Annotated in this window: 3 protein-coding genes; all 3 read right to left on the bottom strand. The window is 72.5% G+C overall.

From position 1 onward, the window contains the following. On the bottom strand, nucleotides 1-3,827 hold a 3,827-nt coding region (locus K8638_RS43755), incomplete at its 3' end, for a non-ribosomal peptide synthetase (protein ID WP_223760737.1). Nucleotides 3,828-3,846: 19 nt separating this feature from the next. Then, nucleotides 3,847-5,511, bottom strand: a complete 1,665-nt coding sequence (locus K8638_RS43750; RefSeq protein ID WP_223760736.1) for a cyclic peptide export ABC transporter — start codon at nucleotides 5,509-5,511, stop codon at nucleotides 3,847-3,849. Further along, on the bottom strand, nucleotides 5,508-13,262 hold a 7,755-nt coding region (locus K8638_RS43745), incomplete at its 5' end, for a non-ribosomal peptide synthetase (RefSeq protein ID WP_223760735.1). The genes K8638_RS43745 and K8638_RS43750, both read right to left, overlap by 4 nt.

Below are 13,262 nucleotides of genomic sequence, written 5' to 3'. Positions count from 1 at the left end.
TCCAGCGCTTCGCCCTGGAGCCACTGGCGCTGCCAGACGGCGACGTCGGCGTACTGCAGCGGCAGCTCGGGCAGGGGGGAGGGCTGACCCGCATGGAAGGCCTCGTAGAGCGCGGCCATCTCGCGAATCAGCACGCCCATGGACCAGCCGTCCGAGACGATGTGGTGCATCGTCAGCAGCAGCATGTGCCGTGTGTCACCCAGCTTCAGCAGGGTGGCGCGCAGCAGAGGTCCAGCGGCGAGGTCGAAGGGCAGCGAGAGCTCCCGCTGTGCCAGATGGAGCGCCTGGTCCTCACGGTCCTCGGCCCCGCTCAGGTCCACCACGGGCAGGACGAAGGGCTTCGCCGGGTGGATGAGCTGCACGGCGGTGCCACCCTCACCCCCGAATGTGGTGCGCAGGGCCTCATGGCGGCGCACCACCTCCGCGAAGGCGCGCTCCAGCGCCACGACATCCAGCGGCCCCTCCATCCGCAGCGCGACCGGGATGTTGTAGGCGGCCGCACCGGGCTGGAGTTGATCGAGGAACCACAGCCGCTGCTGCGCGAAGGACAGCGGCATCGCCGCGTCTCGCTGCACCGGGCGAGGGGGCGCCACGCGGGAGGCCTGCCCCGATGCGAGGGCCTCATCCACCTTCCTCGCCAGCTCTTCCAGGGAGGACGTCTCGAAGAGCACGCGCAGCGGCAGGTCGACGCCGAAGTGGCCGCGCATGCGGGCCACGGCCTGGGTGGCGACGAGTGAGTGTCCTCCCAGTTCGAAGAAGCCGTCGTGGATGCCTACCCGCGCCACCCCCAGCAGCCGGGCCCACTGTTCGGCCAGCACCTGCTCCGTGGGCGTGCGCGGGGCCACGAAGTCCCGGCGCGCCTCCGCCGAGGCATCCGGAGCGGGCAGTGCCTTGCGGTCCACCTTCCCGTTGGCCGTCAGCGGCAGTGCGTCCAGCCGCACCAGGGCGGTTGGCACCATGTACTCGGGCAGCCGCTCCCGGAGGAACTGGCGCAGCGCCTCCACTTCCAGCGCCTGTCCCGGCGCCGGCACCGCGTAGCCCACCAGCTTCCGGCCGGTGGGGCCGTCCTCGCGCACCACCACCACCGCTTCGCGCACGGCGGGGTGTCCCGCCAGCGCGGCCTCGACCTCGCCCAGTTCGATGCGGAAGCCGCGGACCTTCACCTGCGTGTCCACGCGGCCCAGGAAGTCCAGCTCCCCGCTCGCGCGCCACTTCACCCGGTCTCCCGTGCGGTACAGGCGCGCTCCGGGCTCGCGGCTGAAGGGGTGGGGCACGAAGCGCTCGGCGGTCAGCGCGGGCCGGCCCAGGTAGCCGCGCGCCACGCCCACGCCGCCCAGGTACAGCTCTCCCGGCACGCCCACGGGGACGGGCTCCATTCCCGCGTCCAGGACGTACGCCTCCACGTTGGCCAGCGGCCGGCCGATGGACGGTGCCCGCGTGTCCGGCTCGCACGCCGTGAGGGTGGCCACCACCGTGCCCTCGGTGGGGCCGTAGGTGTTGAGGAAGCGCCGGCCCGGACTCCAGCGCACGACGAGGTCCGCCGAGCACGCCTCTCCGCCGGAGATGACGGTGCGCAGCGCCGGCAACCCCGAGGCCTCCGTGACGGCCAGGGCCGCGGGCGTGAGGCTCACCGCGGTGATGGCCTGCTCGCGCAGGAACGTGTGCAGCGGCTCGCCCGGCATCAGCCGCTCCAGCGGCGCCAGGTACAGCGTGCCGCCCGCGCACAGCGTGGTGAAGATCTCCTCCACGGAGATGTCGAAGCCCAGGTTCGCGAACTGCAGCATCCGCGTGCCGGGGCCCACCTCGTACGCACGCGCCTCGTGCGCCACCAGGTTGCACACGCCGCGGTGCTCCACCAGCACGCCCTTGGGCTGTCCCGTGGAGCCGGAGGTGTAGATGACGTACGCCGCGCCCCGCGCGGTGGCGCCGCTGTCCACCGGCTCGACGCCCTCCGCGTCCAGTGCCTCCCGCTCCGCATCCAGCAGCAGCACACGCTCCGGCGGGCGGGGGAAGCGCGCCAGCAGCGGTTGCTGTGTCACCAGCACCCGGGCCCCACTGTCCTCCAGCATGAAGGCCAATCGCTCACGCGGCAGCGATGGGTCCAGCGGGAGGTATGCGCCGCCCGCGTGGAGGATGCCCACCAAACCCACCACCAGTTCCAGCGAGCGCTCCACGCACAGGCCGACGATGGACTCGGTGCCCACGCCCTCGCGCCGCAGCCGGCGTGCCAGCCCCCAGGCCCGGGACTCCAGCTCCGAGTACGTCAGCCGCTGCCCATCCACCACGGCCGCCACGGCATCCGGCGCGCGCCGGGCCTGCTCGCGGATGAGCGCGTCCACGGTGGTGCCGTCGGGGAAGTCCGCCCGAGGTCCGCTCCACTCCACCAACAGCCGGTGCCGCTCGTCCGCGCCGAGCAGCGACACCCGCGACAGCCGCGCCTCCGGCCGCGCCACCATGGCGGCGATGGCGTGGTGCAGGTGCTTCAGCAGGCGCTCGGCGGTGGCTGGCTCGAACAGCTCGGCGTCGTACTCCAGCGCGCCCCGGAAGCCCTCCGGCTCCTCGGTGAAGGCGAGCGTCAGGTCGAACTTCGCCGCCTGCTCCCCCACCTCCACGGTGCGCACCGTCAGCCCGGGCAGTGCCAGCTCCGTCCGCCCCAGGTTCTGCATCAGGAACATGATGCGGAAGAGCTGCCCCCGCCCGCCCTGCGCCGGCTGGAGGTGCTCGAAGGGGACGTGCTGGTGGGCGAACGCGTCCAGCGCGCCCTGCCGGACGCGGCCCAGCAGCTCGCGCACCGTGGGGTCTCCGGACAGCCGGGTGCGCACCAGCAGGGTGTTGAGGAAGAAGCCCACCAGGCCCTCCACCTCGGCGCTCTCTCGGCCGGCGGTGGGGGAGCCCACGACGATGTCGTCCTGCCCGGAGTACCGGCCGAGCACGAGCTGGAAGGCGGCCAGCAGCGCCATGAAGGGCGTCGCGCCCTCCCGGCGGCACAGCTCCGCCAACGCCTGGGACAGCTCGCGCGGCAGCCTCAGCTCCGCATGGCCTCCCATGTGCCGGGAGTGCCGGGGCCGGGGAAAGTCGGTGGGCAGCTCCAGCTCGGACGCGCCGGCGAGCTGCTGCTTCCACCACTGGAGCTGCGTCTCCAGCGTCTCGCCCTGGAGCCACTCGCGCTGCCATGCCGCGTAGTCGCCGTACTGCATGGGAAGCTCTGGCAGGGGCGACGGCTGTCCCGCGCGGAAGGCCGGGTAGAGCACCCCCACCTCGCGCACCATCACGCCCACGGACCAGCCGTCGGAGATGATGTGGTGCATCGTCAGCACCAGCAGGTGCCGCGTGTCGCCCAGCTTCAGCAGGACGGCGCGCATCAGCGGGCCGGTGGCCAGGTCGAACGGACGCGCGCTCTCCTCGGCGGCCAGGCGGAGCGCACGGGCCTCGGCGTCTTCGCCACCGCTCACATCCACCACGGGCAGGGGCACGGGGGCTGGAGGGTGGATGACCTGGACCGGTGTGCCGCCCTCGTCGCGGAAGGTGGTGCGCAGCGCCTCGTGGCGGCGCACCAGCTCCGTGAGGGCGCGCTCCAGGGCGGTGACGTCCAGCGCCCCCTCCAGGCGCAGCGCCATGGGGATGTTGTAGGCGGACGTGCCGGGCTCGAGCTGTTCGAGGAACCACAGGCGCTGCTGGGCATATGACAGCGGCGGCGGCCCTTCACCCCTCGCCCTTCGCGCTGGCGCGGGGGGAGCGTTGCGCGCCGCCTTCTGCTGGAGCTGCTTCGCGAGCTGCGCGCGCTTCTCCGGGCTCAACGCCGCGATCTTCTTCTTGATGTCGCTCATGAAGGATTCACCCAGGCTGCTACGCGCCCACCACACCCCGGGCCTGCGCCGTGTCGGGGTTGACGAGCTGGCCGGACTCGATGCGCACCAGGCGATCCGCCAGGTGGAAGTAGCGGTCGTCGTGGCTGATGACGACCACGGCCTTCCCTCGGGCCTTCAGGTCCGGGAGGAGCTGTTTGTAGAAGACTTCCTTGAACTGGGGGTCCTGGTCCGCCGCCCACTCGTCGAAGAGGTAGACGGGGCGGTCCTCCAGGTAGGCCACCATCAGCGCCAGCCGCTTACGCTGTCCCTGGGAGAGGGCCACCGTCGACAGCGCGCCGGCCTCGTTCACCTGGACCTTCTTGTCCAGATGCAGCCGCTCCAGGTAGTCCCGGGCCTGCCGCAGCATCTCGGGCGAGGACAGCCCCAGCAGCCGCTCGAAGAGGAAGAAGTCGAAGAAGACGGCGGAGAAGAGCTGGCGGTAGTCGTCCAGTCCCTCGGAGGTGACGGACCTGCCGTCCACGCGGAGCTCCCCGGACTCCGCCGTGTAGAGCCCGCAGAGCACCTTGGCCAGCGTCGTCTTGCCGCTGCCGTTGCCGCCCACGAGGAAGAGCAGCTCCCCGCGCCGCAGCGACAGGTCGATGGGGCCGAGCGTGAACTGCTCCCCATCCCGCTCGTTGCGGTAGACGTGGGTGACTCCCACCAGCTCGAGCCGCTCGAAGGTCCGTGGTGGCTCGCGGGTGTCCTCCGGGAGCGCCGTTCCCGCCGTGCCCTGCTCGGTGGTCAGGCTCAGGCCCAGCTTTTCAATCTGGGCCAGGGCCACCTCGGCCCGGCGCACGCTGGGGAACAGGTTGGTGATGACGCTGAGGGGCTGCTGGAGGAACAGCACCACGAGCACCGCGCCGATGAGCTCGCCCTGCGAGAGGGTGGTGAAGCGAGGTCCCACCAGCAGCAGCAGGCCGATGGTGGCCGTGTAGAGGGACATGCCCCAGCTGCTCGCGATGGAGAAGAGGTCGTCGCTGCGCAGGAACAACCGGCGCACCTCGTGGGCGGACGGGGCCAGGTCCTGGTCGTAGAAGGCGCGGCGGCGGCTCCGGTTGAGCCGCAGCTCCTTGCCCCCGTTGAACATGGCGACGAAGTGCCGGAGCAGCGTGTGCGTCTGCTCTCGCGCCTCCTGTTGGTACCGGTTGGCGGCACCCGCCGGCAGCGCGTACGTGAGCTGCCCCACCACCAGCAGGCCCAGCACGGCCAGGAACAGCGGCCAGGACAGCCAGCCCAGGTAGAGGAGGCAGCTCAAGACGACGGCCCCGCCGATGAAGAGCTCCGGCAGCACCATCACTCCGGCGCTCAGGGTCTGGAGGTCCTGCATCAGCGAGCCCAGCATCCGGTGGGCTCCGGCCTCCTCCAGCTTCCGCTGCGACGTGGACAGCAGGTGCCGGCTGAGCCACAGGCGCAGCTCCAGCAGGATGCCCTGCTGGAGCCGGTTGAGGGCGAGCTGCGAGCCCATGCGCGTCAGCAGCCCCGCGACCGCCAGGCCCGCGAAGGGCAGGGCGATGCCCTCCAGGCTACCCTCGGTCCCCCGGGCCAGCACCTGGTTGATGAGAGCGACCAGCCACGTGCTGCACGCGCCGGACAGCAGCCCGAAGAGCACCGTGAGCAGGGCCAGCCTGGACGACTTGCGCAGCAGGACGAGGAGCAGCTTCATGAGGGATTCCCTGACGAGTCGAGCGCGTCGACCATCTGCTCCAGCTCGGAGGCATCCACGCTGTCCGCCAGGGCCTCCAGCAGGAGCAGCGTCATGCCCTCGACGGTGGGTTGTTCGAAGAGCCCACGCACGGGCAGCCGCACCTGGAAGGTGGAGTGCACGCGCGTGAGGAGCTGGGTGGCGAGCAGCGAGTGCCCGCCCAGCTCGAAGAAGCTGTCATGGACGCCCACGCGCTCCACGCGGAGGACCTCGGCCCAGAGGTCCGCCACCTGCTGCTCCAGCTCGTCTCGAGGCGCCACGTACTCGCGCCGGGAGACGGGCGCGTCGAGCGCCATCAGGGCCCGGCGGTCCAGCTTGCCGTTGGCGGTGAGGGGCAGGGCGTCCAGGCGCAGCAGCGCCGAGGGCACCATGTGGTCGGGAAGCCGCCGCTGGAGGTGCGCGCGCAGGGCGTCCATGTCCAGCCCGGCGTCCGCGGACACGTAGCCCAGCAGCCGCGCGTCACCCGGGGCGCCCTCGCGCACCAGGGCCGCGGCCTCGCGCACACCCGCGAAGGCCAGCAGGGCGGCCTCGACTTCGCCTGGCTCGATGCGGAAGCCGCGCAGCTTCACCTGGAAGTCGGCGCGGCCCAGGAAGTCCAGCGTGCCGTCCCGGCGCCAGCGCGCCAGGTCTCCGGTGCGGTACATGCGCCCGCCCGGAACGCCGGAGAAGGGGTCGGGCACGAAGCGCTCCGCGGTGAGCCCGGGGCGGCCCAGGTAGCCGCGCACCACGCCCTCGCCGGCGATGTACAGCTCCCCCGGCGCGCCGGGCACGGCGGGCTGGCCATGCGCGTCCAGCACGTACAGGCGGGTGTTGGCGATGGGCGAGCCGATGGAGACGGTGGCCGGCGGCTCCTCCTCGGTGACGGCGTGGGTGGAGGACCAGACGGTGGTCTCCGTCGGCCCGTACATGTTGGTGAGCGCCACGGCCGGCAGGGCCTCGCGGAGCTGCTTCGCCAGGGGCCCGGGCAGCGCCTCTCCGCCGATGAGCAGGTGGCGAAGCGTTCCGAGCGCGGAGACGGACTCGGGGGCCAGCACCAGGGTGCGCGCGAAGGAGGGCGTGCACTGCAGGTGGGTGATGGGATGGCGCCGCAGCACCTCGGGCAGGGGGAGCGCGGTGCCCGTGCGCGAGGCGGCCTGCTCGTCATGGAGCACGACGTGGAAGCCGCGTGCCAGCGTCCACAGCAATTCCAGGACGTGGATGTCGAAGGAGTTGCTGGTGACGGCCAGCCACGTGCCCGGAGAGCCGAGGCCGGGCAGTGCGTCCATGGCGCCGAAGAAGTTGGCGACGGTGCCGTGGGGGACCATGACGCCCTTGGGCTGGCCGGTGCTGCCGGACGTGTAGATGACGTAGGCCAGGCTCTCCGCGCGGGCGGGGCCGGGAGCGGAGGCGGGCTCGCCGTCCAGGGCCTCCTCGAGCGGAAGGACCTGGACTCCGTCCGTGGGCAGCAGGCCCGCGAGGTGCCGCTGGGTGACGAGCACGGCGGCGCCGGAGTCCCGGAGCATGTAGGCCAGGCGCTCCGCGGGGTAGCCCGGGTCCAGCGGGAGGTAGGCCCCTCCCGCGTGGAGGATGGCGAGCATGCCGGCGACCATGTCCGGGGAGCGCTGGACGCACAGCCCCACGGGCACGTCCGGGCGGACGCCCAGCGCCCGCAGGCGGGCCGACAGCCGCAGCACGCGCTGGAGGAGCTGCCGGTAGGTGAGGCGCTCGTCCCCGAAGGACAGGGCGGGCGCATCCGGAGTGCGAAGGGCCTGGGACTCGAACTGCTGGTGGATGCAGGCGGCGTCGTAGCCACGCGAGGTGGCGTTCCAGTCCACCAGCACCCGCCTGCGCTCTTCCTCCGACAGCAGGGACAGGGAGGCCAGGGGCTGCTCCGGCCGGGCCGTCACGGAGCGCAGCAACGTGTGCAGGTGGCTCAGCAGCCGGGCGGCGGTGCCGGCGTCGAAGAGGTCCGCGTTGTAGATGAGGGTGCCGAGGAGCCCATCCGGCTCCGGGTCGAAGTTCAGCAGCAGGTCGAACCGCGCCACCTCGGCGGACCCGCCGAACAGCCGGGCCGTCAGCCCGGGCAGCTCCAGGTCCCGCTGGGGCGTGTTCTGCAAGGCGAGCATCACCTGGAAGAGGGGCGTGCGGCTCAGGTCGCGCTCGGGCTTGAGCTCCTCGACGAGCTTCTCGAACGGCACGTCCTGGTGGGCGTAGGCCCCGAGCGCCTCCTCGCGCACGCGGGCGAGCAACGCCCGGAACGTGTCGGCGCCGGACAGCCGCGTACGCAGCACCAGCGTGTTGACGAAGAAGCCGATGAGCCCCTCCGTCTCCGCCCGGGTGCGGCCGGCGATGGGGGAGCCGACGCAGATGTCCTCCTGGCCGGAGTGGCGGGACAGCACCCATTGCCACGCGGCCAGCAGCACCATGAACGGTGTGGCACCCTCGCGCTGGCCCAGGGCTTCCAGGGCCTCGTGCAGCTCGCGGGACAGCCGCAGGCGCAGGGAGGCACCCCGGTGCGTCTGGACGGCCGGGCGCGGCCTGTCGGTGGGCAGCTCGAGCGCGTGCGGAGCCCCGGAGAGCTGGTTGCGCCAGTAGGAGAGCTGGGACTCCAGCGCCTCATCCTTCAGCCAACCGCGCTGCCAGACGGCGTAGTCGGCGTACTGGATGGGGAGCGGCGGAAGCTGGGGACGGGTGCCCGTGGCGAGCGCGGCGTACAACGAGCCCACCTCCCGGATGAGCACGCCGACGGACCAGGCGTCGGAGACGATGTGGTGCGTCGTCACCAGCAGCACGTGGTCCTCGGCGCCCAGGCGGAGCAGGGTGACCCGCATCAGCGGGCCGTGGCCCAGGTCGAAGGGGCGCAGGGCCTCGTCGCCGGCCAGGCGCAGGGCCTCGGCCTCGCGGCGCTCCTCGGGCAGGTCAGTCAGGTCCACCCGCGTCAGGGGAAGGGCCGTGGGGGGATGGATGACCTGGACGGCGCCCTCGGCGGTTCCCTGGAACGTGGTGCGCAGGGACTCGTGGCGGAGGACCAGCTCCTCGAAGGCGCGCTCCAGGGCCGGGACGTCCAGCGTGCCCTGGAAGCGCAGGGCCGCCGGCAGGTTGTACTGCGCGTCGCCCGGGATGAGCTGGTCCAGGAACCACAGACGCTGCTGCGCGAAGGACAGCGGCAGCGGACCGGTGCGCGGCACGGGGCTCGGCGCAGACCGCGCGAGGCTCCGCGTGGCCTGCTCCACGCGCGGGGCGAAGGCACCCAGGGTGGGGGCCTCGAAGAGCTCGCGGAGCGGAAGCTCCATTCCGAAGGCGTCGCGCAGGCGCGTGGTGAGCTGGGTGGCCAGCAGGGAGTGGCCGCCCAGCTCGAAGAAGTCGTCATGCACGCCCACGCGCGGGACGTGCAGCAACTCCGCCCAGAGCGCGGCGAGCCGCGCCTCCATGGGGGTGCGAGGCGCCACGTACTCGGGGGCCTGCTCCGTCCGCTCCGCGTCCGGCGAGGGCAGCGCCTTGCGGTCCACCTTCCCATTCGGCGTCAGGGGCAGCGCCTCCATCACGGAGATGGCGGCGGGCACCATGTGCTCCGGCAGCCGCTGCTTGAGGAACGCGCGCAGCGCCGCTGTGTCGAGCACGTCGCCCTCTTCGGCGACGACGTACGCCACCAGGCGCTTGTCGCCCGGCGCGTCCTCGCGCACCACGGCCACGGCCTCGCGCACGGACGGGTGCTGGGCCAGGGCGGTCTCGACTTCTCCCAGCTCGATGCGGAAGCCACGCAGCTTCACCTGGAGGTCGATGCGGCCCAGGTACTCCAGCGTGCCGTCCTCGAGCCAGCGCACGCGGTCTCCCGTGCGGTACAGGCGCGCACCCGGCACGTCACTGAACGGGTTCGGAACGAAGCGCTCCGCGGTGAGGTCCGCCTGGTGGCGGTAGCCACGCGCGAGGCCCACGCTGTCCACGCACAGCTCGCCGGGCACGCCCACCGGAAGCGGCCGCAGCGCGGCGTCCAGCACGTACACGCGCACGTTGGACCACGGCCTGCCGATGGTGAGCCGCTGCCCAGGCCGCATCGGCTCGGAGAGGGTGGCACAGACCGTGACTTCCGTGGGGCCGTAGGCGTTGAGCAGCCGCACCCGGTTGCCCCAGCGCTCCACCAGCTCCGGCGTGCACGCCTCGCCCGCGGAGATGAGCGTCTCCAGCGAGGGGAAGTCGTCCGGCGCGAGCTGAGCCAGCACGGAGGGCGTCAGCGTCACGGCGGTGATGGATTCCTCGCGCAGCAGTGAGCGCAGCGGCGCACCGGGCATCAGCCGCTCACGGGGGGCCAGCACCAGCGTCGCCCCCGCCAGCAGGGCGCCGAAGATCTCCGCGACCGAGGCATCGAAGCCGAACGCCGCGTACTGGAGCACGCGGCTGTCCGGCCGGAAGCCGTGGGCGCGCGCGGCGGTCAGCGCCGTGTTGCACAGGCCGCGGTGCTGCAAGAGCGTTCCCTTGGGCCGCCCCGTGCTTCCCGAGGTGTAGATGATGTACGCGAGGCTCTCCGCGAACACGCGCGCCTCGGGACGTGTCTCGGGCCAGGCCGCGAGCAGGTGCGCGTCCGCGTCGAGCAGCACGAGTTGCTCACCCCCGGACGGGAGCGTGTCGGCGATGGCCTCGGTGGTGACGAGCACCGGCGCCGCGCAGTCCCGCAGCATGTACGTGAGGCGCTCGACGGGGTAGCCCGGATCCATGGGCACCCAGGCACCACCGGCCTTGAGGATGCCGAGGATGGCCACGACCAGGTCCAGCGAGCGCTCCACACACAGCGCCACCGGGACTTCCTGCCGCACCCCCAGCGCGCGCAGGTGGTGCGCCAGCCGGTTGGCCTTCGCGTCGAGCTGCGCGTACGTGAGCGCCTGGCCTTCGAAACGCACGGCCATGGCGTCTGGTGTGCGGGCCGCCTGGGCCTCGAAGAGGTGGTGCGCGCACGACTCGCGCGGGAAGCCGTGCCCGGTGGCGTTCCACTCCACCAGCACCTGTCGCTGCTCGTCCTCGGAGAGCAGGGGCAGGGTGGACAGGCGGGACTCGGGCCGCGCGGCGGCGGCCTCCAGCACCGTGCCCAGGTGACGCACCATCCGGTCGATGGTGTCCGCCGTGAACAGGTCCGTGCGGTACTCGCACTCGCACTCCAGTCCCCGGGCCGTCTCCGTCACGGAGAGGGTGAGGTCCAGGCGCGACGTGCCCGCGGCCACGGCTTCCGTGCGCAGGGTGAGCCCCGGCATCTCCAGCCGGCTTCCGGGCTGGTTCTGCAGGACCAGCTTCACCTGGAAGAGGGGCGCGTGCCCCTGGTCACGCTCGGGGTTGAGCGCCTTGACCAGCTCCTCGAAGGGAAGGTCCTGGTGCGCGTAGGCGCCGAGCGTGGTCCGCCGCACGCTCGCCAGCAGCTCGCGGAACGTCGGGTCGCCCTCCAGCCGCGCGCGCAGGGCGAGCTGGTTGATGAAGAAGCCGATGAGGCCCTCCGTTTCCGCGCGATTGCGGTTGGCGATGTCCGTACCGACGACGAAGTCCTCCTGCCCGGAGTAGCGCGAGAGGACGGCCTCGAAGCCCGCCAGCAGCGCCATGAAGAGCGTGGTGCCCTCGCGCCGGCTCAGCGCTTGAAGTGAGTCGGCGAGCGAGCGTGGCAACACGCGGGTGTGGGAAGCGCCGCGGAAGCCCTGCGTGGCCGGGCGTGGGAAGTCCGTGGGCAGCTCCAGCAGTGGAGGCGCCCCGGCGAGGTGCTCGCGCCACCAGGAGAGCTGGGACTCCAGCGCGTCACCCTGGAGCCAGCCTCGCTGCCACGCCGCGTAGTCCGCGTACTGCACGGGCAGCTCGGGCAGCGGAGAGGCACGGCCTTCACGGAAGGCCGCGTAGAGCGCCGCGGATTCGCGCACCAGCACGTCCATGGACCAGCCGTCGGAGACGACGTGGTGCAGCACCAGCACCAGCAGGTGCCGGGTGTCGCCGAGCCGCAGCAGGGTGGCCCGCAGCAGAGGCCCCCGGGTGAGGTCGAACGGACGCCGCGCTTCCTCCCGCGCCAGGCGCCGGGCCTCGTCCTCGCGCGAAGCCTCGGGCAGGGAGGACAGGTCCACCACCGGCAGGGACAGGTGCGGGGGCGGGTGGATGACCTGGACCGGGCCGTCCGCGAAGGTCGTGCGCAGCACCTCGTGGCGGCGGACCAGCTCCGTCAGGCTCCGCTCCAGCGCGCCGACGTCCAGCGCTCCGTCCAGCCAGAGCACGGAGGGCATGTTGTAGAAGGGGCTGCCCGGCTCCAGCCTGTCGAGGAACCACAGGCGCTGCTGCGCGAAGGACAGCGGCAGCGGGCCGGTGCGAGGCACGGGCACCAGCGGCGGCGCCAGCGCGGTGGTCCCGGAATCGCGTGCCAGGGCGTCCACACGGGCGGCGAGCCCCGCCACCGTGGGCGACTCGAACAGCTCGCGCAGCGGCAGGTCCACGCCCGCGATGCTTCGCACGCGAGAGGCCACCCGAGTGGCCAGCAGCGAGTGGCCGCCCAGGTCGAAGAAGCTGTCGGTGGCACCCACGCGCTCCACGCCGAGCACCTGGGCGAAGAGGCTCGCGACCTGTTCCTCCGTCGGGGTGCGCGGAGCCACGTACGCTCCGGCCGGCGCCATCAGCGCCTCGGGAGCAGGCAGGGCCTTGCGGTCCACCTTGGCGTTCGCGGTCAGCGGGAAGGCGTCCAGCAGGACGATGGCCGAGGGGACCATGTACTCGGGCAGCCGCTGTGCGAGGAAGGCGCGCAGGGTGGTGGACAGCGCGGTGGTCTCGGCGGCCTCCGAATCAGCCGTGGTGCCTGGGGTGGGCGCGGCGCTGGACGCGGAGCGCATCGCCGCTGAAGCGGCGCCTGGCCCGGTGCTCGCGGCACCATCGGACGCGGAGGCAGCCCGGGGAGCCGGCGCCGCGCTGGAGCCGGTGCCAGCCGGAGTGGCCACGACATAACCAACGAGGCGCTTGCCGCCGGGCGAGTCCTCACGGGCGAGCACCACGGCCTCGCGCACCGCGGGGTGCTGGAGGAGGGCGGCTTCGACTTCGGCCAGCTCGATGCGGTAGCCGCGCACCTTCACCTGCGCATCCGCGCGGCCGAGGAACTCCAGCACGCCATCGTCGCGCCAGCGGGCGAGGTCGCCGGTGCGGTAGAGGCGGGCGCCGGGGACGCCGGAGCAGGCGTCTGGGACGAAGCGCTCGGCGGTGAGGGCGGGTTGCTCCACGTAGCCACGGGCCACGCCGTCGCCGCCAATGAACAGCTCTCCCGGGGCACCCACGGGCACCGGCTGGCCGGAGGCGTCCAGCACGTACACCCGGGTGTTGCCGATGGGCCGGCCAATGGGGACGGAGGTGCCCACGTGGGCGGCGTCCGTCATCCGGTGGCACGAAGCGAACAGGGTGGTCTCGGTGGGGCCGTAGCAGGCCGTCACCGGAATGGACATTCCTTCCACCACCCGGCGCACATGGGGCGCGCTCACCACGTCACCGCCGGTGAGGAGCTGGCGCACGTGACGCAAGGCCTCGGGGCGCGAGTCCACCACCTGGGTGAACAGGCCCGCCGTGAGGTGCAGCGTGGTGACACCGTGCTTCACCAGCACGGCCTCCAGCTCCTTCAGGTCCGAAGGCGAGTGCGGAGGGAAGACAACGAGCCGGGCGCCGTGGAGCAGCGGCCCCCACAGCTCCAGGGTGGAAGCGTCGAAGGAGACGGGCGCGATGAGGAGGAACGTCTCGTC

The sequence above is a fragment of the Myxococcus sp. RHSTA-1-4 genome (assembly GCF_020037125.1).
Lineage (GTDB): Bacteria > Myxococcota > Myxococcia > Myxococcales > Myxococcaceae > Myxococcus.
The sequence above is the reverse complement of the archived record's forward strand: the minus strand, read 5'-3'. Positions and strand labels throughout refer to the sequence as shown.